This window comes from Aquitalea aquatica (assembly GCF_013911085.1).
Classification (GTDB): domain Bacteria; phylum Pseudomonadota; class Gammaproteobacteria; order Burkholderiales; family Chromobacteriaceae; genus Aquitalea; species Aquitalea aquatica.
On the sequence record NZ_JACERN010000030.1, the window covers coordinates 104,130 to 128,044 of the forward strand.

The 23,915-nt window shown below is 58.3% G+C and carries 20 protein-coding genes and 4 tRNA genes; 16 read left to right on the plus strand and 8 right to left on the minus strand.

Annotated elements, in window-relative coordinates:
- Window positions 1-133 precede the first annotated feature (133 nt).
- Together prfB and lysS are read left to right on the plus strand one after the other, a co-directional pair.
- Window positions 134-1,201 (plus strand): peptide chain release factor 2, encoded by a 1,068-nt coding sequence (prfB, locus tag H2Z84_RS10755; RefSeq protein ID WP_158613565.1) that lies wholly within the window; start codon window positions 134-136, stop codon window positions 1,199-1,201.
- Window positions 1,202-1,323: 122 nt separating this feature from the next.
- Window positions 1,324-2,835 carry a lysine--tRNA ligase gene (gene lysS / locus H2Z84_RS10760; RefSeq protein ID WP_181835985.1) on the plus strand — a complete coding sequence of 504 codons (1,512 nt, stop codon included), beginning with the start codon at window positions 1,324-1,326 and terminating at the stop codon, window positions 2,833-2,835.
- Between the two features lie 653 nt (window positions 2,836-3,488).
- Here the strand turns inward: lysS and H2Z84_RS10765 are convergent.
- The gene (locus H2Z84_RS10765) at window positions 3,489-4,433 is read right to left on the minus strand and encodes a sensor domain-containing diguanylate cyclase (protein ID WP_181835986.1); all 945 of its coding nucleotides are present in this window, start codon (window positions 4,431-4,433) and stop codon (window positions 3,489-3,491) included.
- 174 nt (window positions 4,434-4,607) lie between these two features.
- Window positions 4,608-7,415, minus strand: coding sequence for a bifunctional diguanylate cyclase/phosphodiesterase (locus H2Z84_RS10770; RefSeq protein WP_181835987.1), 2,808 nt, complete (start codon window positions 7,413-7,415; stop codon window positions 4,608-4,610).
- Between the two features lie 246 nt (window positions 7,416-7,661).
- Here H2Z84_RS10770 and H2Z84_RS10775 point away from each other — a divergent pair, with 246 nt between their 5' ends.
- The 3 genes from H2Z84_RS10775 to H2Z84_RS10785 all read left to right on the plus strand — a co-directional run bounded on the left by H2Z84_RS10775 (window position 7,662) and on the right by H2Z84_RS10785 (window position 10,791).
- Window positions 7,662-8,981 carry a TRZ/ATZ family hydrolase gene (locus H2Z84_RS10775; RefSeq protein ID WP_181835988.1) on the plus strand — a complete coding sequence of 440 codons (1,320 nt, stop codon included), beginning with the start codon at window positions 7,662-7,664 and terminating at the stop codon, window positions 8,979-8,981.
- A 3-nt stretch (window positions 8,982-8,984) separates the two neighbouring features.
- Window positions 8,985-9,686, plus strand: a complete 702-nt coding sequence (gene ubiG / locus H2Z84_RS10780) for a bifunctional 2-polyprenyl-6-hydroxyphenol methylase/3-demethylubiquinol 3-O-methyltransferase UbiG (protein ID WP_181835989.1) — start codon at window positions 8,985-8,987, stop codon at window positions 9,684-9,686.
- A 433-nt stretch (window positions 9,687-10,119) separates the two neighbouring features.
- Window positions 10,120-10,791 carry a GntR family transcriptional regulator gene (locus H2Z84_RS10785; protein WP_181835990.1) on the plus strand — a complete coding sequence of 224 codons (672 nt, stop codon included), beginning with the start codon at window positions 10,120-10,122 and terminating at the stop codon, window positions 10,789-10,791.
- A gap of 68 nt (window positions 10,792-10,859) precedes the next feature.
- Here the strand turns inward: H2Z84_RS10785 and H2Z84_RS10790 are convergent, their stop codons facing one another.
- Both H2Z84_RS10790 and H2Z84_RS10795 read right to left on the minus strand, forming a co-directional pair.
- Complete coding sequence (locus tag H2Z84_RS10790; protein WP_181835991.1) at window positions 10,860-11,357, minus strand: dihydrofolate reductase; 498 nt, start codon at window positions 11,355-11,357, stop codon at window positions 10,860-10,862.
- Complete coding sequence (locus H2Z84_RS10795; protein ID WP_159879106.1) at window positions 11,354-12,148, minus strand: thymidylate synthase; 795 nt, start codon at window positions 12,146-12,148, stop codon at window positions 11,354-11,356. The genes H2Z84_RS10790 and H2Z84_RS10795 overlap by 4 nt, the downstream gene beginning before the upstream one ends.
- 181 nt (window positions 12,149-12,329) lie before the next feature.
- Between H2Z84_RS10795 and flhB the strand changes: the two genes are divergently transcribed.
- The 6 genes from flhB (at window position 12,330) to H2Z84_RS10825 (ending at window position 19,629) form a co-directional block, all read left to right on the plus strand.
- Window positions 12,330-13,496, plus strand: coding sequence for a flagellar biosynthesis protein FlhB (gene flhB, locus H2Z84_RS10800; RefSeq protein WP_181835992.1), 1,167 nt, complete (start codon window positions 12,330-12,332; stop codon window positions 13,494-13,496).
- Between the two features lie 6 nt (window positions 13,497-13,502).
- Entirely contained in the window at window positions 13,503-15,587 is a 2,085-nt protein-coding gene (gene flhA / locus H2Z84_RS10805) for a flagellar biosynthesis protein FlhA (RefSeq protein WP_181835993.1), read from the plus strand.
- 6 nt (window positions 15,588-15,593) lie between these two features.
- Window positions 15,594-17,093 carry a flagellar biosynthesis GTPase FlhF gene (flhF, locus tag H2Z84_RS10810; RefSeq protein WP_181835994.1) on the plus strand — a complete coding sequence of 500 codons (1,500 nt, stop codon included), beginning with the start codon at window positions 15,594-15,596 and terminating at the stop codon, window positions 17,091-17,093.
- Complete coding sequence (locus H2Z84_RS10815) at window positions 17,090-17,971, plus strand: MinD/ParA family ATP-binding protein (protein ID WP_226034201.1); 882 nt, start codon at window positions 17,090-17,092, stop codon at window positions 17,969-17,971. The genes flhF and H2Z84_RS10815 overlap by 4 nt, the downstream gene beginning before the upstream one ends.
- Complete coding sequence (locus H2Z84_RS10820; RefSeq protein WP_103524261.1) at window positions 17,968-18,714, plus strand: RNA polymerase sigma factor FliA; 747 nt, start codon at window positions 17,968-17,970, stop codon at window positions 18,712-18,714. Before H2Z84_RS10815 ends, H2Z84_RS10820 begins: the two co-directional genes overlap by 4 nt.
- Window positions 18,715-18,879: 165 nt before the next feature.
- Complete coding sequence (locus tag H2Z84_RS10825) at window positions 18,880-19,629, plus strand: flagellar motor protein (RefSeq protein ID WP_103524260.1); 750 nt, start codon at window positions 18,880-18,882, stop codon at window positions 19,627-19,629.
- Between the two features lie 3 nt (window positions 19,630-19,632).
- On the opposite strand, the gene H2Z84_RS10830 is transcribed toward H2Z84_RS10825, so the two are convergent.
- Window positions 19,633-21,030 carry a 3'-5' exonuclease family protein gene (locus H2Z84_RS10830; RefSeq protein WP_181835995.1) on the minus strand — a complete coding sequence of 466 codons (1,398 nt, stop codon included), beginning with the start codon at window positions 21,028-21,030 and terminating at the stop codon, window positions 19,633-19,635.
- 257 nt (window positions 21,031-21,287) lie between these two features.
- Between H2Z84_RS10830 and H2Z84_RS10835 the strand changes: the two genes are divergently transcribed.
- The 4 genes from H2Z84_RS10835 (at window position 21,288) to H2Z84_RS10850 (ending at window position 21,605) form a co-directional block, all read left to right on the plus strand.
- Window positions 21,288-21,364, plus strand: a tRNA-Arg gene (locus H2Z84_RS10835).
- A gap of 7 nt (window positions 21,365-21,371) precedes the next feature.
- Window positions 21,372-21,446, plus strand: a tRNA-Glu gene (locus tag H2Z84_RS10840).
- Window positions 21,447-21,451: 5 nt separating this feature from the next.
- Window positions 21,452-21,528, plus strand: a tRNA-Arg gene (locus tag H2Z84_RS10845).
- A gap of 2 nt (window positions 21,529-21,530) precedes the next feature.
- Window positions 21,531-21,605: transfer RNA gene (locus tag H2Z84_RS10850), tRNA-Glu, on the plus strand.
- Between the two features lie 10 nt (window positions 21,606-21,615).
- On the opposite strand, the gene H2Z84_RS10855 is transcribed toward H2Z84_RS10850, so the two are convergent.
- Entirely contained in the window at window positions 21,616-22,140 is a 525-nt protein-coding gene (locus tag H2Z84_RS10855) for a RidA family protein (RefSeq protein WP_181835996.1), read from the minus strand.
- 69 nt (window positions 22,141-22,209) lie between these two features.
- Window positions 22,210-22,830, minus strand: a complete 621-nt coding sequence (gene coq7, locus H2Z84_RS10860; RefSeq protein WP_181835997.1) for a 2-polyprenyl-3-methyl-6-methoxy-1,4-benzoquinone monooxygenase — start codon at window positions 22,828-22,830, stop codon at window positions 22,210-22,212.
- Between the two features lie 127 nt (window positions 22,831-22,957).
- Here coq7 and ppa point away from each other — a divergent pair, with 127 nt between their 5' ends.
- Complete coding sequence (gene ppa, locus H2Z84_RS10865; RefSeq protein WP_103524956.1) at window positions 22,958-23,485, plus strand: inorganic diphosphatase; 528 nt, start codon at window positions 22,958-22,960, stop codon at window positions 23,483-23,485.
- Window positions 23,486-23,605: 120 nt separating this feature from the next.
- On the opposite strand, the gene H2Z84_RS10870 is transcribed toward ppa, so the two are convergent.
- Window positions 23,606-23,815, minus strand: coding sequence for a hypothetical protein (locus tag H2Z84_RS10870; protein WP_181835998.1), 210 nt, complete (start codon window positions 23,813-23,815; stop codon window positions 23,606-23,608).
- Between the last annotated feature and the right edge of the window lie 100 nt (window positions 23,816-23,915).

The window sequence follows — 23,915 nt, forward strand, 5'->3', positions numbered from 1 at the left end:
GAAAAGCGCACCAACTGGTGCGCTTTTTGTGTTTGATCAATACCAGCAAGAACATTTGAATTTACTAATACAGACTGCTACTGGAGCATGAACATGATTGAAGTCGAAGTCCTGAACCAGATTGCGGCCACGATTGAAAACCTGGCCGAGCGCGCCACCGATATTCGGGGGTATCTTTGACTACGACGGAAAAAAAGACCGTCTGGAAGAAGTAAGCCGCCTCACTGAAGATTCCGATATCTGGAACGACCCCAAGCGCGCCCAGGAACTGGGCCGCGAACGCAAGCAACTGGAAGATGTGGTCCTGGTGCTGGACAGCATCAACGCCAGCATCGCCGATGCGCGCGAACTGCTGGAAATGGGCAAGAGCGAAGAAGATGACGAAACCATCTTCGCCGTAAAAGCCGACATGGAAGAAGTCGAAGCCAAAGTAGCCAAGATGGAATTCCGTCGTATGTTCCACGACCCGATGGACCCCAACAACTGCTTCCTGGACATCCAGGCCGGTGCTGGTGGTACCGAGGCACAGGACTGGGCCGGCATGCTGTTGCGCATGTATACCCGCTATGCCGAACGCAAGGGTTTCAAGGTAGATGTACTGGAAGTTTCCGAAGGTGAAGTGGCTGGCATCAGCAGCGCCACGCTGAAGATCGAAGGCGAATACGCCTATGGCCTGCTGCGTACCGAAGTGGGCGTACACCGCCTGGTGCGCGTATCGCCGTTCGACTCCAATGCCCGTCGCCACACATCCTTCTCCTCGGTATTCGTGTACCCGGAAGTGGACGACAGCTTCGAGATCGACATCAACCCGGCCGATTTGCGCGTTGATACCTACCGCGCCTCCGGCGCCGGTGGTCAGCACATCAACAAGACCGACTCGGCCGTACGTATTACCCACTTGCCCACCAACACCGTGGTGCAGTGCCAGAATGACCGCTCGCAGCACCGCAACCGCGATGAAGCCATGCAGATGCTGCGCGCCAAGCTGTACGAACTGGAACTGAAAAAGCGCAACGAGGCCAAGCAGGCGCTGGAAGACACCAAGACCGATGTGGGTTGGGGTCACCAGATCCGCTCCTACGTGTTCGACCAGTCGCGCATCAAGGACCTGCGTACCAGCTATGAAGTGGGCAATATCAAGGGCGTCATGGATGGCGACCTGGACGGCTTCATCGAAGCCAGTCTGAAACAGGGCGTGTAAACGTCCGGGCTGGCTGCCACAGCCAGCCTGCATTACCGCAGCGTAATACCTTAATTGTTGGCCGATGAGGCCTGGCGGGGGAATGGCCCCCTGCCCTTACCGCAGTAGTCAACGGAGTCATCATGTCTGAACGTGAACAAGCATCATCCCTGAGTCAGGACGAAAACCAGATCATGGCGGAGCGCCGCCAGAAGCTGAAGAGCATCCGCGAAAAACGCGTGGCTTTCCCCAACGATTTCAAGCGCAGCCACTTTGCCAAGGATCTGCAGGAAAAACACGCGGGTAAAGACAAGGAAGCTCTGGAAGCCGAAAAGATCGAGGTTGCCGTTGCCGGCCGCATGATGTTGAAGCGCGTCATGGGCAAAGCCAGCTTTGCTACCTTGCAGGATGGCAGTGGCCGTATCCAGGCCTATATCGCCAACGATGGTGTCGGCGAAGCCGAACACGCCGAGTTCAAGCACTACGACCTGGGCGACATCATCGCCATCCGTGGCGTGCTGTTCAAGACCAAGACCGGCGAACTGACGGTACAGGCCAGCGAAGTGCGCCTGCTGTCGAAAAACATCCGCCCGCTGCCGGAAAAATTCCACGGCATGACCGATCAGGAACAAAAGTACCGTCAGCGCTACGCCGACCTAATCATGAGCGAAGAAAGCCGCAACACCTTCATCAAGCGCTCGCAGATCGTGCAGAAGATCCGCGACGTGATGGTGAGCGAAGGCTATCTGGAAGTGGAAACCCCGATGATGCACCCCATCCCAGGTGGTGCCACGGCCAAGCCTTTCGTCACCCACCACAATGCGCTGGACATGCCGCTCTACCTGCGCATCGCGCCGGAACTGTACCTGAAGCGCCTGGTTGTTGGCGGTCTGGAACGCGTATTCGAGATCAACCGCAACTTCCGTAACGAGGGGATGAGCACACGCCACAACCCCGAGTTCACCATGATCGAGTTTTACGAAGCCTACAGCGACTACCAGCGCATGATGGAGATGACCGAAAGCATCATCCGTCGCTGTGCCGAAACCGTCTGTGGCGGCACCACCATCAGCTACAACGGCAAGGAAGTGGAACTGGGCAAGCCGTTCGACCGCTTCACCATCGTGGGCGCCATCAAGCACTACAACCCGCAATATACCGATGAGCAACTGGGCGACGCCGCCTGGGTAGCCGCCGAGATCAAGCGCCTGGGTGGCAAACTGCCGCCGGCACCGGGTCTGGGCAGCCTGCAACTGGCCCTGTTCGAAGAATGTGCCGAAAGCCTGCTGTGGAACCCGACCTTCATCATCGACTACCCGGTGGAAGTGTCCCCGCTGGCGCGTGGTTCGGATGCTGATCCGGCCATCACCGAACGCTTCGAGCTGTTCATCGTCGGCCGTGAGCACGCCAACGGTTACTCCGAGTTGAACGACCCGGAAGACCAGGCCGCCCGCTTCCTGTCGCAAGTCGCCCAGAAAGACGCCGGCGACGACGAAGCCATGCACTATGACGCCGACTACATCCGCGCCATGGAATACGGCCTGCCGCCGACCGGTGGCTGCGGTATCGGCATCGACCGTCTGGTGATGCTGCTGACCGATGCCCCGTCCATCCGCGACGTCATTCTCTTTCCGCAAATGAGACCCGAGGTTTGAGGCTAGCTTAAAATAGCTAAAATGAAGGCCATACAGCAATGTATGGCCTTTTTTTCGTTTAAAAAATCATGAATTACCTAAAATAATTCTGCACAAAATACCTTTTCTCAGGCCCAATTTGGCTGCGGGGGTATATTTGGGGGTACAGAATCAGTAGATACCCCCGCGAGGGGGTGAAACTTCTCTATATCTCTAGGTATCAGTGACACAATCCTTACCTTGGAATAGAGCCCAGATCTTTCTCCTGCCAGGAGGTCCGGTTACTGTGCAAAAAATGAGCAAAAAAACTCCTACTCAGCTAGCTGGGGGGAAGCACCATTTCTACCAAGGAATGCAGATACCCACGAAGTTCGAGCTATTGCCGGCCAGTGAAGACTTACAGCAATCATAATAATCTGTGATGAAAAAGCAGGGGGTCTCTTAGGGGGTATATAAAACCAACAAGATCACAACAAATTGAAATCTAAGGAAATAAATACCATACTCGTACGCCGCAAATGCGTCCGGAATAAGCCGCCAGCTCTGCTGGGGACTCAACAAAAACCACGCCAAGGCGTGGTTTTTGCATTGTGGGCGATCTGCAATAACGTCACGGCGCCAGGCTGCAGCCCCCGACACTCAGGCTCACCAGCTGGCCACACCACTGATCAAGCTTAGCCCTGGCACACACAGTTGCGGCCTTGGAACTTGGCGCGGTACATGGCCACATCCACCGCATGCAATACGCCCTCCAGCTCGCCATGGCCTGCGGCGCTGGTATAGCCGATGCTGACTGTCAGTCCCAGCGCTTGCTGCTGCCATACCGGCTTGCTGTCGGCAATCTGCTGGCGTAGCCGTTCGGCGGCCCTGGCGGCACCGGCCAGATCGGTAGCTGGCAGGATGAGCAAGAACTCTTCCCCGCCCCAGCGCACGCTGTCGGCCTGCCCCTCAAACAGCGCGGTCAGCTGATCGGCAAAAAACACCAGCATGTGATCGCCACAGGCGTGGCCGTACTGGTCATTGATATGCTTGAAGCCATCGATATCACACAGCAATACCGAGAATATCTCGCCCTCGCACTGCCAGCCTTCCCAGGCTTGTTGCAAGCGCTTGCTGGCTTCGCGCCGGTTCAGCAGCCGGGTCAGAAAATCGGTACGGGACAGCCGGATGTTCTCGTCTACCGTGCACTTGAGTTCATGCACATCGCGGAAAGTGATGATCTGTAGAAATGGCAAAGCTGCTGCCTGAATCTGCGCCGTGATGATGAACCAGCGTTGCTGGCCATCGGCACAGCACACCAGGGTCGTCAGCTCTGCCAGGGGCTGGCCGCGGGCCTGGCAACGTTCTACCTCCTGGACCCAGGCCTGCATGACTTGCGCCCGGTAGCCTGCATCGGGATAAGCCAGCTGAAACCAGCTGTCGATATCCGGCATGTCTTCCAGACTGTAGCCAATCTGCTGGCGAAAAGCCTGATTGGAAAAGCGATGCCAGCGGCCGGAATTGATGTCGCCGCTATTGCTACACTCGGAAATCAGGATGGGGATGGGGATGAATTCGAAACTGTTGGCCAGCAGCTCTCTACCGACAGCCGACATAGCCTGATCATTTTCAAAAAACATGGCTTTCTTTCTCTTTCACCGCATGCCTGGGCTGACAGGGATGCACGCCGACCACTGCATGAGTGATCGGCCAATTGACAATCGGACGCATACATCAACATGAACTGTCTGAATATATATATCCAAGATACCAATTTGCTGAAAGAAAGCCAGCTGGCGCGGTGCTGAGCCGTCTTACTCCTCGGGCAACAAGCTCCCCTTGGCCAGCAGTCCGGCGAATTCCTCTGGCGGCATCGGCTTGGCCAGCAGGTAGCCCTGGATCAGGTCACATCCCTCCTGCTTGAGGAAGCGCCACTGATCGATAGTTTCCACGCCTTCGGCCACCACCTGCATATTGAGGTTTTTCGCCATATTGATGATGGCGCGAGCAATGGCAGAATCATCGGCATCGTTGGGTATGTCACGCACGAAGGAGCGGTCGATCTTCAGCTTGTCCGCCTTGAAGCGCTTGAGATAGGACAAACTGGAATACCCGGTACCGAAGTCATCAATGGACAGCTGCAGCCCCATGCCCTTGATGCTGTCAATGGCCTGCAATGTGCTGGTAACGTCTTCCATGATCACGCTTTCCGTCACTTCCACATCCAGCATGTCAGCAGACAAGCCATTGCTGCGCAGCGCAGTTTCCAGCACCTCGGCCAGATCCTGCTGACGGAACTGCAAGGCAGACAGATTGACTGCCAAGGACATCTTGGGCAGGCCCTGACCATGCCACAAGGCCAACTGGCGGCAGGCTTCGCGGATCACCCAGTTGCCGATCTGCACGATAAAGCCGCGCTCCTCGGCCACCTCGATAAAGCGCGCCGGCCCCAGAATACCCAGCGAGGGGTGATTCCAGCGAATCAGTGCCTCGGCCCCGGTAATGCGTCCATCCGCCATCGCGACTTGTGGCTGGTAATGCAGGATGAATTCATTGCGTTCCAGCGCAAAGCGCAGCTGGCTTTCAATCGCCAGAATTTCGCGGGCACGAGCGTTCAGATCGGCAGTGTAGAACTTGTAGCTGTTACGACCCGACGACTTGGCGTGATACATGGCGGCATCGGCATTACGCACCAGGGTTTCGAAGTCGCGGCCATCATCCGGGTAAACGCTGATGCCGATGGACGGGGTAATCGTGATGGTGTGGTTATGCAGCTCGATGGAGGCATTGAAGGATTCGCGAATGCGCTCCGCGGCCAGTGCAGCCTCGCTCGGGTCGGAAATCGCCGGCAGCAGGATGATGAATTCGTCGCCCCCCTGCCGCGCCACCGTTTCACCCGCCGCCAGCGAGGATTTGATCCGGTCGGCTGCCACCTGCAGCAAAATGTCACCGGCAGAATGCCCCAGCGACTCATTCACCGTCTTGAAGCGGTCCAGATCCAGCAGCAACAGCGCCATCTGTTCGTTATCGCGACAGGCATTGTGAATCGCCAGTTCGACGCGATCGTGCATGTGGGCGCGGTTAGGCAGGCTGGTCAGCACGTCGAAATGCGCCAGGAATTGAATACGCTCGTCAGCGGCCTTGCGCTCGGTCAGATCGCTGAAGATGGCCACATAATGGGTGATTTCGGATAGCGGGTTACGCACCGCGTTAATGGCCAGCCACTCGGGGTAGATTTCGCCGTTTTTACGGCGATTCCAGATTTCACCCTGCCAGGACCCCTGCCCCTCAATGGCCAGCCACATATTGCCGTAGAAGGCTTCATCGTGACGGCCGGAAGACAAGATGCTGGTTTTTTGCCCCAGCACTTCCTGCTGCGAATAGCCGGTAATTTCGGTAAACGCCTTGTTGACACTGCGAATGCGCTTGTCGCTGTCGGTGATCATGATGCCTTCGACAGTGTTCTCGAACACCTTGGCCGCCAGCTGCACCCGCTCTTCTGCCGCACGTTTTTCCGAGATGTCGCGCACCATGCGCCAAACCGCATTGATACGACCAAAGGCATCGCGCATGGCCACGGTCTTGACGCTGACCGGGACCTGATTGCTGAAACGGTTCATGTACACCGCCTCGAATTCGTCGCAATAACCGAAGCGCAATACCTTGTTGTCCAGATTGAAGCGCTCCAGCGCTTCGCTCTCCTGCCCCACCAGCGACCAGAAATTCTGCTGCTTGAGCTGGTCGAGGTTGTAGCACATCAGGTTGAGAAAGGCCGGGTTGGCATCCATCACCTGGCCGTCCAGCGAACTGATGACAATCCCGTCCAGATTGGACCAGAACAGTTCACGGTATTTGTTTTCCGAGCGGCGCAGCGCATCTTCCACCTCGCGGCGACGGGAAATATCGGCCTCCAGCGCCAGTGTCTTGGCTCGCAGCTCGTCAATCAGGCGCTTCAGTTCGGAGCGGGTCCATTCCAGGTGCTTGCCCAGCTTGCCGATTTCATCACGCCGCGCCCAGTAGAACGGTGACTCCAGCTTGAGTTCGGCCAGCTGGGTGGCTTGCTCGGTAAGGCTGTGCATGGGCCGCAGAAAGCGCGAATGCAAAATGCTCATGATCAGCAAAATGGACAACACCAGCTGCGCCACCAGGATCAACAGGATGTTCTTCACCTGATTGTGCAGTGCATTGGCCAGGTGTTCGGTATCAAACTCCAGCGTGACCTGGCCAATTTCCTCACCACGGTAAATCACCGGCTTTTGCACGAAGGAAACGCCACCTACGCGCCGTTCGCTGCGCAAGGCCGACAGGAATACTTGGTTGGACTGGGTGTCGGTTACCCGGATCGACACCACGCGGGCATCCTCCATGACCGAGGAAATCAGCGGGCTGCCGGCCTGACGGCTCAGGTTCCACAATGGTTCCTGCATACCTAGCGCTACAATGTCCAGCAAGCGCTTTTCGTCGGTTTCCAGCTGGGCGGTGAGGTTATCCCGCTGAATATTGATACTGAGATAACTGATGATGGAGGCAGGAATCAGCAAGCCGAGTACCACGGCGATCATGAAGACCGTGCGCAGGGAGAGGCTTGAGGTGACTGGGTTCTTTTCTTCTTGGGATGCCATCTGTATCGGTTATCAAAAAGCGTTCATGGAGCGGAAAATCCGCTATCAATATTTAGCTGCACAATTGCAGCCCATATGCTGTAAATCAGATTAATCGCATAATAAGGCAGACCTTTCCCAGTTATAAGCGATTTTTTCTTTGCATAACAGTTTCTGCAGTACGGCCAGACCTCGCGCGGTCAATTTGCCATGCCCAGAGCAGCAGCCTACAATCCCCTGCATTCAGAATTCGGCAGGACTTTATTCATGTCAGCAACACAGTACGACACGCTTATTTCAGCACGCTGGATCATCACGGTAGAACAAGATGGCGAAGTGCTGGAAAACCATGCTGTCGCCATCAAGAATGGCCAGATCGCCGCCATCATTCCCGCCAGCCAGTGCGCAGCAATCAGCGCCAATGAAAGACTGGAACTGGGTAATCATGTACTCATGCCCGGCTTGATCAATCTGCATGGCCACTCGGCCATGACCCTGCTGCGCGGCCTGGCCGACGACAAGGCACTGATGGACTGGCTGAACAATCATATCTGGCCAGCAGAAGGCAAGCACGTGCGCGATGATTTCGTGTTCGACGGCGCCAGCCTGGCGATGGCAGAAATGATTCGCGGTGGCACCACCACCATCAACGACATGTACTTCTACCATGCCGCCATGGGCCGTGCTGGCCTGGCATCTGGCATGCGTACCTTTGTCGGCTGCTCGATTCTGGAATTCCCCACCAATTACGCCAGCAATGCCGATGAATACATCAGCAAGGGCATGGCCGAGCGTAGCGAATTCCTGGGCGAAGAGCTGATTACCTTCACCCTGGCCCCGCACGCCCCCTACACCGTGTCTGATGCCACCTTCCGCAAGGTGGTGGATCTGGCCGAGCGCGAAGACATGCGCATTCACTGCCACATCCACGAAACCGCGGATGAGGTGAACAACAGCGTCAAGGAACTGCAACAGCGCCCGCTGGCGCGCCTGCAACAGCTGGGCTTGCTGTCGCCACGGCTGATTGCCGCCCACATGGTGCATCTGAACACCGATGAGATCGACATCGTCGCCCGCCATGGCGTGGCAGTCGCACACAATCCGGCCTCCAATATGAAGCTGGCTTCGGGCATTGCCCCGGTACAACAATTGCTGGCCGCCGGCGTGGCTGTCGGCATCGGTACCGATGGTGCTGCTTCCAACAACAAGCTGGACATGATGGCAGAAACCCGTCTGGCCGCCCTGCTGGCCAAGGTGGGTACGCTGGACCCGACCGCAGTGCCGGCAGCCACCGCCATTCGCATGGCCACGCTCAATGGCGCCAAGGCTTTGGGCATTGCCGACAAGGTGGGCTCGGTCAAGGTGGGCAAACAGGCCGACCTGATTGCCATCGACCTGTCGGCTCTGGAAACCGCTCCGGCTTTCGATCCGGTCTCGCATGTGGTGTACGCCGCTGGCCGCGAACAAGTGAGCCATGTCTGGGTGAAGGGCCGCTGCCTACTGGACGCACGCCAGCTGCAGACCATGGACGAAGTTGCACTGAAAGCGCGTGGTGAAGACTGGCGCAACCGCATTCTGGCGAGGTAAGCAATGAGCAATGTAGACGAACTGGAAATCGACAAATTCAGCCAACTGGCACACAAGTGGTGGGACAAGGACAGCGAATTCAAGCCGCTGCACGAAATCAACCCGCTGCGGCTGGACTATATCGACGACTTTGCCGGCATCAAGGACCTGAAAGTACTGGATGTGGGCTGTGGTGGCGGGATTCTGGCCGAGAGCATGGCCCTGCGTGGCGCGCAGGTCACCGGCATTGATCTGGCCAAGAAATCATTAAAAGTGGCTCAGTTGCACAGCCTGGAATCGGGCGTGGCCGTCGAGTACCGTTGCATTGCCGTGGAAGAGCTGGCCGACGAAGCGCCAGGCAGCTTTGATGTGGTGACCTGCATGGAAATGCTGGAGCATGTGCCGGACCCGGAAAGCGTGGTACGCAGCTGCGCGCGTCTGGTCAAGCCCGGTGGCTGGGTATTTTTCTCCACCCTCAACCGCAACGCCAAGGCCTATCTGCTGGCGGTGGTGGGCGCAGAATACCTGCTCAACATGCTGCCGCGCGGCACGCATGAATATGCCCGCTTCCTCAAGCCTTCCGAATTGTCACGCATGGCCCGCAATGCCGGACTGGAAATCGGCAACGTCAGCGGCATGAGCTACAACCCACTGACCCGCATCTACGCACTGGGAGACGACACCCAGGTCAACTACCTGATGGCCACCCGCCGCGCCATGCGCTAAGCGCAAGTAGATACAAGCCCCTGCCCCGGCCTGACCGCCGGGCAGGGGCTTTTTACATTCTGCAGCCACAACGAAAAAAAGGCCTTCGCCGCAGCGAAGGCCCCCAATCATCCCCCGGTCCAGGACCGGTAAACAACCCGCTAGATTGTGAGAAAACACACCACACCCTCAGGTGCACTGCTTGCCTCAGGCAAGTTTGTATAGCCCCATTCCTCGTGTCAGCCATTTCAAACAAGCGTTTTAATCCTAAAGCCTATTCCGGATACAGACAAGGGATTTCCCTAATAAAGCCAAGAAATATCATCAAAATGCAACAGACCTTACCTAGTGTCATCAGTCTGCCCAACAGCCCAACTGCCAGACAATTCCACATTCCAATTGCCGCGCAGGCCAATATATATGAAAATAATAATATTCGATAATGGAGACGCCGATGACGTTCAAGGCCAACGACTCGCTCACGGAACAAATAGCCCAATACCTTGGGAAAAAGATCATCCAGGGAGAAATGGCACCGGGCGAGCGCATACAGGAACTACGCATTGCGGCCGAGCTTGAGGTCAGCCGGGGTTCGGTACGGGAAGCCTTGCTGATTCTGCAGCGGCGTCATCTGGTGGAAATTTTTCCGCGCCGCGGTGCTGTGGTGTCCAGCATTTCCGGCCAGGATGTGCGCGACTTCTTCGAGCTGTGGTTCATGTTGCTGGACCGGGTGGTCAGCAATCTGGCCAGCAATTGGAAAAACGACGATCTGGCGCGCTTTTTCGAGCTGATGACGCAGCTGGCCGAATGCCATCGCCAGGATGACATGCCCGGCTATTTTGATAGCGGGGTGGAATTCCTGCGGGCCTTGTACGATTTCTCCAGCAACCGCTACATGAGCGCAGCCTTGCAAGACCTGCTGCCGCTGACCCAGCGTTGCCTCTACGCCATCCTGCGTGCCGGTAGATCGCAAATGGATCGTACCCAAGAATTTCTGGAAGATCTGCTGAAAACCATCATCGCCCGCGATACCACGCGCCTGCGCATCATGGTGGCGGAATTCGGCCAGGACTACAGCAAACTGGCACAAAAATCAGCCGAGGCTCTTGCGGGCAGCCAGCACTGAGTAGCTAGCCATATGAAAAAAGCCGCGAAATCATTCGCAGCTTTTTTCATGGTCGGATCAGCTTCTGCCTAGCTGGCATGGCGTCGCCGGTAATCGACGAAAGCGTAAGCCAGTCCCTGTTCGCTGCAATGCTCGCTGCGCGACTCCTCCAGCCAGGACTGCGCATCAAATGCGGGAAAGTGCGCATCGCCTTCAAAAGATTGGGCGATTTCAGTCAGGCGCAGGCAATCCGCAGCAGCAATCGCTTGCCGGTACAACTCGGCCCCACCGATCAGGCAGACCTCGGCCACATCGGCCGCCATCTCCAGCGCCTGCTCCAATGAATGCGCCACTTCCACACCAGCAGCCTGCCAGTCCGCTTGACGGGTAATCACGATATTGCGCCGGCCCGGCAGCGGGCGGCCAATCGAATCATAGGTTTTGCGCCCCATCAGCACCGGCTTGCCCAGCGTGACCGCCTTGAAATGCTTGAGGTCTTCCGGCAGGTGCCAGGGCAAGGTGTTGTTGATGCCGATCACCCGATTGCTGGCCATGGCGGCCACCAGCGTCAGTACAGGCTTGCTCATACCGCCACTGCTCCCTTGATATGTGGATGGGGGTCGTAGCCTTCCAGCGTGAAGTCGTCAAAGGTGAAGGCAAACAGATCGGTCACCGCCGGGTTGATCTTCATCTGCGGCAGCGGACGCGGTTCACGGCTCAGCTGCAGGCGGGTCTGTTCCAGATGATTGCTGTACAGGTGGGCATCACCCAGCGTGTGCACGAAATCGCCGGGCTTGAGGCCACACACTTGCGCCACCATCATGGTGAGCAAGGCATAAGATGCGATATTGAAAGGCACGCCCAGGAAGATGTCGGCCGAGCGCTGATACAGCTGGCAGGACAGCTTGCCATCCGCCACATAAAACTGGAACAGGCTGTGGCAAGGCGGCAGCGCCATTTCGTCCACCAGAGCCGGGTTCCAAGCAGAAACGATCAGCCGGCGCGAATCGGGATTGCGCTTGATCATCTCCACCACATTGCTGATCTGGTCGATATGGCGGCCATCAGGTGCCGGCCAGCTGCGCCACTGGTAGCCGTAAACCGGGCCCAGGTCGCCATTTTCATCGGCCCACTCATCCCAGATTGATACCCCGTTTTCCTTCAGATAGCGGATATTGGTATCACCGGTCAAAAACCACAGCAGTTCGTGAATGATGGAGCGCAGATGGCATTTCTTGGTGGTAATCAGCGGAAAACCCTGCTGCAGGTCGAAACGCATCTGATAGCCGAATACCGAACGGGTGCCGGTGCCGGTGCGGTCGGACTTGTCATGGCCATGTTCCAGCACATGGCGCATCAGGTCGAGGTACTGTTGCATGCTGCCATCCATCCATAAGAATCCGCCGATTGTACCGCAGGCAGCCACAGGCCGTCGCCCCTGCCGCCCGAGCTGTATAAACAGCAGGGCTAATAACCATGATGCCAAATCGGGCTGGCCGGCCGCCCCCGGCATACGCTACCATCCGCTTTAAAATACAACGTCAGAAAACTGGGGCTCAATGGCAGAAGATTCCGATCTCGAACGGACCGAACCCGCGTCAGCCAAACGGCTGCAAACCGCGCGGGACGACGGCAATATCCCGCGCTCGCGGGAATTGTCCACGTTCGCTATCACCATGACCGGAGTCGCACTGCTGATGACACTGGGCGGCAAGTTGGCCGGCGCCATCATGCTGATGATGAAACAGCTGCTGATCTTTGATCAGCACACCGTGCAACAGGCCGAGCCGGCCATCGTCCGCTTCAAGGAAGCACTGTTCTCCATGCTGTGGCAGCTGATGCCGATATTGGGCGGACTGGCACTGGTGGCGGTGGCCACCCCCATTCTGATCGGTGGCTGGAACTTCACCCTCAGTCCGCTGGAGCCCAAGCTGACCAAGCTGAATCCGGCCAGCGGCATCAAGCGCATTTTCTCGCTCAACTCCGCCACCGAAGGGCTGAAAGCCATTCTCAAGAGCATGCTGATTGGCGGGGTAGCGGTATGGATCATCTGGCGTGAGCGCACCGACATTCTCGGGCTGCTCACCATGCCGCTGGAAGCAGGCATCCTCAAGATGACCGACATGCTGATCACCACCTTCTTCACCGTCACCGCCGCCATGCTGATGCTGGTGGTGATCGACGTGCCATTCCAGCTGTGGAACTACCACAAGCAGCTGCGCATGACCAAGGAAGAGATCAAGCAGGAATACAAGGAAATGGAAGGCTCTCCCGAGGTCAAGGGTCGTATCCGCCAGCTACAACGGGAAGCTGCACGCAAGCGTATGATGGCCGAAATCCCCAAGGCCAACGTGATCGTGACCAACCCGACCCACTATGCAGTGGCACTGAAATACGAAGAAGGCATGCAGGCACCGCAGATTGTCGCCTTGGGCACGTTGAAGCTGGCTGAAAAAATCATCGAAACCGGCAAAGAGCACAAAGTTACCGTGATGCGCTCACCCAGTTTTGCCCGGGCATTGTATTTCCATGGCGAATTGGGCCGGGAAATCCCCGCCAGGCTGTATACTGCGGCAGCGCAGATCCTGGCCTATGTCTACCAGTTGAAAGCCTACGAGTACAATGGCGGGCTGGCACCGGTCTACCCGGACCAACTGGATGTTCCCGCCGACCTTGACCCGGAAAGCAAACGCCAGCAAGATGCGGCCCCGAAAGCGAGACCATAATTCCGGATGGATAATTTCCTCACCCAGTTGAAGCAGTTCAACGTCACCAAGCTGGCCGGCCCCATCCTCATCATCCTCATTTTGTCGATGATGGTATTGCCGTTGCCGCCAGTGCTGCTCGACGTGTTCTTTACCTTCAATATTGCGGTATCGGTCATTGTTCTCTTGGTGGGCATCAATGTCCGCAAACCACTGGACTTCTCGTCCTTCCCCTCGGTACTGCTGGTCACCACCCTGCTGCGCCTGTCGCTCAACGTGGCATCCAGCCGGACCATCCTGCTGGAAGGCCACAGCGGCCCGGATGCCGCCGGCAAGGTAATCGAATCCTTTGCCCACTTCCTGATCGGTGACAACGTCGCCATTGGTATCGTGGTGTTTGTCATCATCACCATCATCAACTTCGTGGTGATCACCAAGGGTGCCGGCCGTATCGCCGAAGTATCCGCCCGCTTCACCCTGGATGCCATGCCCGGCAAACAGATGGCGATTGACGCCGACCTCAACGCCGGCCTGATCGGCGAAGATGAAGCCCGCAAGCGCCGCTCCACCATTTCCGAAGAAGCCAACTTCTTCGGCTCCATGGACGGTGCCTCCAAATTCGTGCGTGGCGATGCCATGGCCGGCATCATGATCATCGTCATCAATATCGTCGGCGGCCTGATCGTCGGCGTGGTGCAACATGACCTGGACGCCGGCACCGCCGCCAAGACCTACACCCTGCTCACCATCGGTGATGGCCTGGTGGCCCAGATCCCCGCGCTGATCATCTCCACCGCCGCCGGTATCGTGGTGTCGCGCGTGGGTACCGACAAGGATATGTCGGAGCAGTTCTTCGGCCAGCTGTTTGCCAAACCGCAGGTGTTGTACATCACGGCTGCCGTCATCGGCATGATCGGCCTCATCCCCAATATGCCGCACTTCGCCTTCCTGCTGATCGCCAGCCTGCTGGGCACACTGGGCTGGACCATGGACAAGAAGGAACAGGCCGCCGCCGCCAAGGCAGTCAAGCAGGAAGCGCTGGCCGCCGCGCCACCCGACCAGCCCATGGCCGAAGTCAGCTGGAACGATGTGCAGCACGTGGATGCGCTGGGGCTGGAAGTAGGCTACCGGCTGATCCCACTGGTAGACCGCAGCCAGGATGGCGAGCTTTTGCGGCGCATTCGCGGCATCCGCAAGAAAATCGCCCAGGAACTGGGCTTTCTGGTTCCCGCTGTCCACATTCGCGACAATCTGGAAATCAAGCCCAATGCCTACCGCATTTTGCTCAAGGGCGTGGAGATCGGTCAGGGAGAGGCCTATATCGGCCAGTATCTGGCCATCAACCCCGGCCGCGTGAATGGCAATATGCCAGGCACCCCGACCACCGACCCTGCCTTCGGCCTGCCGGCAGTGTGGATCGACGCTGGCAAGCGCGAAGAGGCCCAGCAAATGGGCTATACCGTGGTCGATTCCAGCACCGTGGTGGCCACTCATATTTCCAATCTGCTGCAAACCCACGCGGCAGAACTGCTGGGCCGCGAAGAAGTGCAGGCGCTGATCGATCATCAAGCCAAGGAATCGCCCAAGCTGGTGGAAGACCTGGTGCCCAAGATTGTGCCCATCGGCATTCTGCAGAAGGTATTGCAACAGCTGCTGACCGATGGCATCCATATCCGCGACTTCCGCACCATTCTGGAAACGCTGGCCGACCACATCGGCACCACCCAGGACGTGGACGACCTCACCTCCTCGGTACGGACTGCGCTGGCACGGGTGATCGTGCAGCAGCTGTTCCCCGGCGAGACCGAACTGCCGCTGATGACGCTGGATCCGGCACTGGAAAACGTGCTGTCACAGGCGGTCAATTCCAAGACCGGCGGCGGGCTGGAGCCCGGCCTGGCAGAAAACCTGCTGTCCAGCGCTGCACAACAAGCCGAACAAGTGGAGATTCAAGGTTACAATCCGGTATTGCTAACGCCACCGGGCTTGCGACCACTACTGGCACGATTCTTGAGAAGGGCTCTCCCACAACTGCGTGTGATCTCGCATAATGAAGTACCTGACAATAAATCCATTCGTATAATTGCGGTAATTGGGGGAAGCAAGGGCTGATAAACAATGGTGGTAAAAAAATTCTTCGGAAAAACCACACGTGATGCACTCAGACAGGTCCGCGAGGAGCTGGGTGCCGACGCCCTCATCTTGTCCAATCGCCCGACAATGGGGGGCGGCGTAGAGATCATGGCTGTGGCGGATGCAGATGTCGCCAACCTGGCTACCAATCTGTCCACGCCTGGCAGCAAGCACCCCGCCCGTAACGCGCCAGCGGTCAGCCGTCCGGTACCGCCTGCGCCAACAGCGCCCAGCGCCGCGACCAACCGCGCGATTGCCCGCACCTATGCCATGCCGGTGGAGCCGCTGGAAAGCCCGGCTCCACCCCGCATCGACAGCCCTGCCCCGCGCCCGCAGCAGCGTATCGAACCCTCACTGGCCGAAACATCCACCGTCAATTTCAACGTCAGCCCGCAAACGCCACCCCAGGCACGGCCGGCTCCGGCCAGCATGGTGCCGGAATCCCTGGTGAAGATGCAGACGGTAGCAGCAGGCCCGGCAGTCAATGGCAATGCACCACGACCGGCCAAAGCCGCGGTGGAGGATGAAGAGCCAGAGGTGATGGCGCAGGAACTCAAGCAGATTGGCGATGAGATCAAGCTGCTACGCAGTCTGCTGCAAAGCCAGCTGGCCAGCTTTGCCTGGTCGGACATGGAGGGCAAAACCCCCAATCGCATTGAGCTGTTCAAGCATCTGCTCGGCATGGGCTTTTCCGCCAACCTGATTCGCCAGCTGATCGAAAAAATGCCGGCCCAGTACGAGGGTGACATTGCCATCAAATGGGCGCGTTCGGCACTGATGCACAATCTGAAATGCGCCGACGCCAACCACGACATCATGGACAAGGGCGGCGTGTATGCCTTGGTCGGCCCCACTGGCGTGGGCAAGACCACCACGGTGGCCAAGCTGGCCGCCCATGCCACCATGCGCTTTGGTGCCCAGCATGTGGCGCTGATTACCACCGACAGCTACCGGATTGGCGCACAGGACCAGTTGCGCATCTACGGCAAGATTCTCGGCATTCCGGTGTTTTCCATCCAGAACGAGGGTGACTTGCAGCTGACGCTGGCCGACCTGTCCAATCGCCATCTGGTATTCATCGATACCGTCGGCATGAGCCAGCGCGATGCCCGCGTCACCGGCCAGATCGAGATGTTCCGTGGTGCCGGCCGCCAGGTGGAACGCCTGCTATTGCTGGCCGCCAATGCCGACGGCCATACCCTGGAAGACGTGGTGCGCCACTACCGTGGCAATGGCCTGGCCGGCTGCATCCTGTCCAAGATCGACGAAGCCGTCAGCATGGGACCCAGCATGGATGTCATCATCCGTAACCGGCTCAAGCTGTTTTACATCACCAATGGCCAGCGCGTGCCGGAAGATCTGCACTCGGCCAATGCGGCCTTCCTGGTCGACCGTGCGCTGCGCGCGCCACAACCGGGCTCTCCCTTCAGCCTGCAAGGTGATGAACTGACCATCATGAACTCCGCTCAGGCCAGCTGGTTATGAGCAGCAATATGCAAGACCAGGCCGCCAGTCTGCGCCGTCTTTCCGCCCAGGCCAGCCGTGCGCCCAGCTTTGCCTTCATCGGTTCGGACAAGGCCGGTGCCAGCACCCTGGTCACCGAGTTGTCGCTGGGCCTGGCCTATGCCGGCCATCGGCCACTGGTCGTCGACTGCAGCCTGGGTCAGGTTCAGGCACGCCGCCTGGGTACCCCCACCACGGCCACCCTGGAAAGCCAGATGGTCAGCGTCGGCGGGCTGGATGAAATGATGACCACCTCGCGTCAGGGCATCCAGCTGATCAACCTGTATGCCCGCCCGGAAGAACGCGCCCTGTTCTCGGCCCAGCTATGGTTAAGGCTGGGCAGCGAATTTGCCGCACTGGAACGTGACAGCACGGTACTGATGATCGATGTCCCGGCCACCGCCACCGACCCGGTGCCCGCCAGTGTGGCGGACAACCTGATCCTGGTGCTCAGCCCCGCCGCCGACTCCATGACCAGCGCCTACGCCAATATCAAACGCCTGTCCGCCGGTTTTGGCCGCCAGCGTTTCAATGTGCTGATCAACCGCGCCCGTCATCTGGAAGAAGCACGCGAGCTGTTCAACCGGCTGGCTGCCGTCACCAGCGAATTTCTCAGCGTCTCACTGCGCTGGGTCGGCTTTGTACCGGCCGACAATGCAGTGCGTCGCAGCCAGGCCCTGCGCCGCCCACTGATGGAAGCCTTTCCCGATAGCGAAGCCGCTACTGCCTTCGCCCAGCTGGCAGCGGTACTGCCACAGTGGGACAGCCCGGAAACCGAACGCCACGACACCGGCTTCATGGACATGCTGATAGCCACCTCGCGCGACTGGGCCGAGGCCGATGGAGCAAAACGCCGATGACACTGCCGTCCCTACGCCGCAAAGGCTATGCGGGTGCGGTCACCGCCCCGGAAATCGATGTACAGAACCACCTGCCGCTAGTGAAAAAGCTGGCCGGCATGCTGATGGCCCGTCTGCCAGCCTCGGTGGAAATGGACGACCTGGTCCAGGTCGGCATCATCGGCCTGATTGATGCCGCCCGCCAGTTCGACCCCGGCCAGGGCGTGCAGTTTGAGACTTTTGCCAGCCAGCGCATCCGTGGCGCCATGCTGGACGAGCTGCGCCGCGAGGACTGGCTGCCGCGCCAGGCGCGCCGCCAGGCACGGCAGATCGAAGACAACATCAACAAGCTGGAACAAAAGCTGGGTCGCGCACCGCTGGAATCGGAAATCGCAGCCGCGCTGGGGGTGGAGCTGGACGATTACCAGGGCATGCTGGGCGATTGCAAAGGGCTGAGCCTGGTGCATTTTGAAGATTTTTCCGATGGCGAAGGCGAAAGCCTGAATGACGCCATCGCCAATATCGAAGACAGCAATGCCCCCAACCCGCTGCAGGTGCTGGCCGACGGCGACTTCCGCCAGGCCCTGGTGGATGCCATCAAGACTCTGCCCGAGCGTGATCAACTGGTGATGGCGCTGTACTACGAGCAGGAACTGAACCTGAAAGAAATCGGCGCGGTACTGGAAGTATCGGAATCCCGCGTCTGCCAGTTGCATACCCAGGCTATTGCCCGTATTCGGGCCAAAATGAAGGAATGGATCTAGCGCGTGTTGCCGGTCTGGTGCATCGCTGCTCGCACAAACCCGCCTGCTCCGTCCTACGGAACAGGCTAGGCCAAGCGAGCGCCGTACCGGAACATCCGATAGCGGCACATCGGAAACCGCCAAAGAAACCATCCGCTTGCTCAGATAAAGATAACGGAATTCAGCGTGGATAAGATCAGCATCATCGCCATCGTCATGGGTCTGACGGCCATCATCGCGGGCCAGGCTATCGAGGGAGGCAATATTGGCTCCCTATTGCAACTGACCGCTTTCATGATCGTGATTGGCGGCACCATGAGTGCCGTCATGCTGCAAAGCACGCCCAAGCAGTTTGTCGCTGGCATGCGCATGATCAAGTGGATTTTCCAGCCGCCGCCGCAGGACCACGAAAAACTGATCCGCGAAGTGGTGAACTGGAGCCAAACCGCCCGCCGCGGCGGCCTGTTATCGCTTGAAGGCTATGTGGGCCAGCAGAAAGATCCCTTCACCCGGAAAGCCCTGCAAATGGTGGTGGATGGTGCCGAACCTGATGTACTGCGCGGGGTGATGGAAGTGGAAATCGGCATGTTCGAACATGCGCGCAAGCAGGCGGCACGGGTATGGGAGTCGGCTGGCGGCTATGCCCCCACCATGGGTATTCTCGGCGCGGTGCTGGGGCTGATCCACGTCATGGAAAACCTGTCGGACCCATCCAAGCTGGGGGCTGGCATCGCCGTGGCCTTTGTCGCCACCGTGTATGGTGTCGGCTCCGCCAACCTGTTTTTCCTGCCGGTGGCCAATAAGCTCAAGCACCTGGTCGCCGCCGAAATCGCCCTGAAGGAAATGGTGGTGGAAGGCCTGGTTGCCATCGCCAATGGCGAAAATCCGCGCATCATCGAAAGCCGCCTGCGCAGCTTCCAGGCGATGCACGAATAAGCGCTAGCCCAGCAACCTGAGACTGCTACCCTCTGCCGGCTTTTTCAGGTAGGCATCCAGCAATTTGTAGGTATCGATGTCAAAGCTCGGTGTGCCAGCCAGCGCCTGTTCGCCTGTGGCACGCGAACCCAGATAGCACCAGCGGTCGAAAACATGCTCGACCGCCACGCCGGTGACCTCGTCGGTTTCCACCACGGCCACCGGAGCCGGAAACGGCCAGGGTTTGACCTTGATACGCGCCAGCGCCTGCATCAGCCGCATATTGTGCTGCGGAGCCCCTTCCTTGCCAATGCAAGCTCCACGGCAACGCCCGCTGCTGATTCCCGCACAGCCCACGCCCTTGCGGCTGGTCAGTGCCTCCACCCCCAGTACCGACTGACACAAGCCGTTGCCATTGGCGATTTCCGCCAATACCTTGCGTGCCTCTTTCGGGCTGCGAAACAGCCCATAAAGATCAGCCGTGCGGCTGAAGTCCAGCTGATCGGCATAGACGATGGCCGGCCGCATGAACTCGCCCTGACCATGGTCCAGCTGAATCGAGCACAAATCGTTCGCCAACCGGCTGCGGTGATTGTAGAAGGGCTGCAGTTCACGCAGCAGACGCTGCTCCAGCAGATGCGCCCCCAGATCGCCCACGGTTTCCTGACACTCGATACGACGGATCGGCCGCTGTATCGACGGGTCCTTGCCGTATTTGCCATCCTGCGCCAGTTGCGACACCACCTTGCCACGTACATTGCTGGCGCGCCCCACATATAGCGCAGCGCCCTTTTCACCCCAAATGGTATAGACGCCGGGCAGATCAGGCAGATCATCCACCAACGCGGCATCCACCCCCGGCGGCAGATCTGGCTGTGCCAGCACCTGACCGATCGCCAGCTGTACCGCCTCTTCGCCCAGTTCCGCCATGGCCGATTGCAAAAACAGTAACAAGGCTTCGGCATCGGCCATCGCCCGGTGCCGGTCTGGCAATTGCAGGCCATGGCGCTGGATGATGCTGTCCAGATTGTGTTTGAAATGCTGCGGGTACAAGCGGCGTGACAGCTTTACCGTACACAGCGTGGCCGATTGCAGACGCAGACCGACACGACGGAACTCGTTACGCAGGAAACCGTAATCAAACCGCACATTGTGTGCCAGCAACAAACGACCTTGCAGCATGGGCAGCAGCTCGGCCGCGATGGCGGCAAAGGGCGGCTGCGCCTGCACCATCTCATTGCTGATGCCGGTCATGTTTTCGATGAAGGGCGGAATCGGCTGCAAGGGATTGACCAGGGTCTGATAGCGCCGTAGCTGATCGCCATCCAGCATGATCAGACCGATTTCAGTGATGCGGTCGCGACCGATATGGCCGCCAGTGGTTTCCAGGTCGACAATGGCCCAGGGGATATCAAACAGCATGCAGTCTCGTCGGGCAAAAAATGGGCCGGCACAACCGGCAGGGGATGGATTCAGCACCAAGGCTGATCCGCAGCGCCATCTTACACGGCCAGCCAACATTTGCCGAACCCGCCCGCCAAGGCGCACTGCGGCTGGCGCAACAGCCCTGCCCCGCGTTTCGACTGGCAAAGCAAAAAAATATTTGTCGCAGTGTTGACACAAAAAAAGTGAATCTGTATAGTTCGCCCTCTCGAAAGACAAAACGTTTTCGAGACAGTGCACCCGTAGCTCAGTTGGATAGAGTATTTGGCTACGAACCAAAGGGTCGGGCGTTCGAATCGCTCCGGGTGCACCACTACAGCGTCCCTATAGTTTAGCGGTTAGAACACCGCCCTTTCACGGCGGTAGCCGGGGTTCGATTCCCCGTGGGGACGCCAGCTTTGCACCCGTAGCTCAGTTGGATAGAGTATTTGGCTACGAACCAAAGGGTCGGGCGTTCGAATCGCTCCGGGTGCACCAAAGTCCCTATAGTTTAGCGGTTAGAACACCGCCCTTTCACGGCGGTAGCCGGGGTTCGATTCCCCGTGGGGACGCCAGGATTCAAGATCAAGCCCAGTCGCAAGACTGGGCTTTTTCATTGCCCGCGCAACATAAGCTCTCCGCACGAGCCTGCAAGGCAATCTCTACTGCAGCTCCCTTGGGTAGTTCAGCCACCCCTACTGATGTACGTGCATGACGCCCAACATCACCCATCACCTGCAGCAACAGTTCCGATGCAGCATCAGCCACCTCGCTCTGCTGTGTGAAACCGGCCGCCGAACGCACATAAACCGTCATGGTCAACATGCGGGCAATCTGATCCAGGCTGCCCAACTCCCGTCGCAGCAATGCCAAGCAACGCAACACGGCAATGCGAGCTGCCCGCTGCGCAGTGGCCAGATCCACCTCTCCGCCTACCGCGCCTTTCACCACCACCTCACTGCCGATGCGCGGCACCTGCCCGCTGACATACAAGTAATTGCCATCCCGTATAACCGCCTGATAATTCCCGCCAACGCGTATTTCATCGTTCGCATCAAAACCGACTGCCGCAGCTTGCTGCAAAAAGCGCTCTGCCCTGGTTTCTGCCATTGTCTCTCCTCCAATAAAAACGCCACCATTCAGGTGGCGTCTTGACGTGAACCGGACCTTCCCTGCCAACTATACGCGATAGCTGGTAGCCGTCATCAGCTTGGCAGTCAGTTTCATCAATCCCTTAACCGGTGCCGGCAGGCTGGCTGCACCAAACTCATGCGCCATATCGGCATGGCGCAACTCGTCGTCCCGCATCTGGGTGACAATGGCACGACTTTTGGCATCCGCCTCGGGCAGCGCCGTCAGGTGACTATCCAGGTGAGCGCCAACCTGATGCTCGGTCTCCTCCAGAAAACCCAGGTTCCACTTGTCGCCCAGCAAGCCTGCCGTCACACCGATCGCCAGCGAGCCCGTATACCACAGCGGCCCCAGCAGACTGGGCTGACCACCCAGTTCGCGAATGCGCTGCTCGGTCCAGGCCAGATGCTCCACCTCCTCAAAGGCAGCATGCTGCAGCGCTTCACGCGCCTGCTGATTGCGAGCGGTCAGTGCCTGCCCCTGATACAGCGCCTGGGCACACACCTCACCACAATGATTCACCCGCATCAGGCCCATGGCATGGCGCTTTTCCGCCGTGCCGAGTTCAGCCTCTTCCAGCCCGGCATCCGGCCGCGGCCGCTGGCTTTGCGCCGGCGCAAACAGGGTGCGCAGACCCTTGTCAAATTCGGTAATCAGCGTGTCAAACATAGTGTTCCTGATTGGTGCACAAATCCGTCAAAGATTATACCTGTGCACCGCACAAGACGGCAGCTGCTGATATAATCCTGCAAGAATTTCCATGTAAACAACCACCATTACCAAAGGATTCTGCCTGATGAACCTGGAACTCATCGGCCCGGGCAAAGACATGCCGGGCGACTTCAACGTCGTGATCGAAATCTCCGCCAACGCTGCGCCGATCAAATACGAATTCGACAAAGAGTGGAACACCCTGGTGGTTGACCGTTTCATGGGCACCTCCATGATGTACCCGGCCAACTACGGCTTCGTGCCGCAAACCCTGGCTGGCGATGGCGACCCGGTTGACGTGCTGGTGGTTACCCCCTTCCCGCTGCCCCCGGGCGTGGTGATCCGCTGTCGTGCCCTGGGCCTGATCAAGATGGAAGACGACGGTGGCGTGGATGCCAAATTGGTTGCCGTTCCGGTTGAAAAACTGTGCCCGATGTATAAATCCATCCAGAAACTGGAAGACCTGCCGGAACTGCTGCGCGCGCAGATGGTGCACTTCTTCGAGCACTACAAGGATCTGGAAAAGGGCAAATGGGTCAAGATCAACGGTTGGGGCACCCTGGAAGATGCCAAGACCGAACTGGTGGAAGGCATTGCTCGCTTCGGCAAGTAAACCTGTCTACCTCGCCCGTCCTGCGGGCAATTTGTCCCTGCAGGCAAGACAAAACGCCAGTGCATGCACTGGCGTTTTTGCATTCAGAGAGACCCGACAGGAAAACTGCCGGCAGTCTGCTTAATGGTTGCGATAGTTGGCCGCATTGGCTGCAATGGCCTTACCGGCATGATCATCAGCAGCCTTGCGCTGTGCATCGCTCTGGCTGAACTGCTGCTCGTATTTCTGTACAGCATCCTTATCCGGACGGCTGCGCACATCACTCTCGGCCATAGCAGTGGCGACCAGGGCATTAGAAACAACAAGGGCCAGCATCAAATTCTTCAACATGATTCACTCCATTCGGTTAGCTGAATGCAAGCTTTACGCAGCGAACTATCAAATATGCTTCAATTTTTTTGATGTCAATACTTGATAGATCTGTACAATT

Bases quoted from the DNA above. Each gene is read 5' to 3' on its own strand.
- lysS (WP_181835985.1), top strand. From the start codon at position 1,324: ATGTCTGAACGTGAACAAGCATCATCCCTGAGTCAGGACGAAAACCAG.
- H2Z84_RS10765 (WP_181835986.1), bottom strand. From the start codon at position 4,433: ATGTTTTTTGAAAATGATCAGGCTATGTCGGCTGTCGGTAGAGAGCTG.
- H2Z84_RS10770 (WP_181835987.1), bottom strand. From the start codon at position 7,415: ATGGCATCCCAAGAAGAAAAGAACCCAGTCACCTCAAGCCTCTCCCTG.
- H2Z84_RS10775 (WP_181835988.1), top strand. From the start codon at position 7,662: ATGTCAGCAACACAGTACGACACGCTTATTTCAGCACGCTGGATCATC.
- ubiG (WP_181835989.1), top strand. From the start codon at position 8,985: ATGAGCAATGTAGACGAACTGGAAATCGACAAATTCAGCCAACTGGCA.
- H2Z84_RS10785 (WP_181835990.1), top strand. From the start codon at position 10,120: ATGACGTTCAAGGCCAACGACTCGCTCACGGAACAAATAGCCCAATAC.
- H2Z84_RS10790 (WP_181835991.1), bottom strand. From the start codon at position 11,357: ATGAGCAAGCCTGTACTGACGCTGGTGGCCGCCATGGCCAGCAATCGG.
- H2Z84_RS10795 (WP_159879106.1), bottom strand. From the start codon at position 12,148: ATGCAACAGTACCTCGACCTGATGCGCCATGTGCTGGAACATGGCCAT.
- flhB (WP_181835992.1), top strand. From the start codon at position 12,330: ATGGCAGAAGATTCCGATCTCGAACGGACCGAACCCGCGTCAGCCAAA.
- flhA (WP_181835993.1), top strand. From the start codon at position 13,503: ATGGATAATTTCCTCACCCAGTTGAAGCAGTTCAACGTCACCAAGCTG.
- flhF (WP_181835994.1), top strand. From the start codon at position 15,594: ATGGTGGTAAAAAAATTCTTCGGAAAAACCACACGTGATGCACTCAGA.
- H2Z84_RS10815 (WP_226034201.1), top strand. From the start codon at position 17,090: ATGAGCAGCAATATGCAAGACCAGGCCGCCAGTCTGCGCCGTCTTTCC.
- H2Z84_RS10820 (WP_103524261.1), top strand. From the start codon at position 17,968: ATGACACTGCCGTCCCTACGCCGCAAAGGCTATGCGGGTGCGGTCACC.
- H2Z84_RS10830 (WP_181835995.1), bottom strand. From the start codon at position 21,030: ATGCTGTTTGATATCCCCTGGGCCATTGTCGACCTGGAAACCACTGGC.
- H2Z84_RS10855 (WP_181835996.1), bottom strand. From the start codon at position 22,140: ATGGCAGAAACCAGGGCAGAGCGCTTTTTGCAGCAAGCTGCGGCAGTC.
- coq7 (WP_181835997.1), bottom strand. From the start codon at position 22,830: ATGTTTGACACGCTGATTACCGAATTTGACAAGGGTCTGCGCACCCTG.
- ppa (WP_103524956.1), top strand. From the start codon at position 22,958: ATGAACCTGGAACTCATCGGCCCGGGCAAAGACATGCCGGGCGACTTC.
- H2Z84_RS10870 (WP_181835998.1), bottom strand. From the start codon at position 23,815: ATGTTGAAGAATTTGATGCTGGCCCTTGTTGTTTCTAATGCCCTGGTC.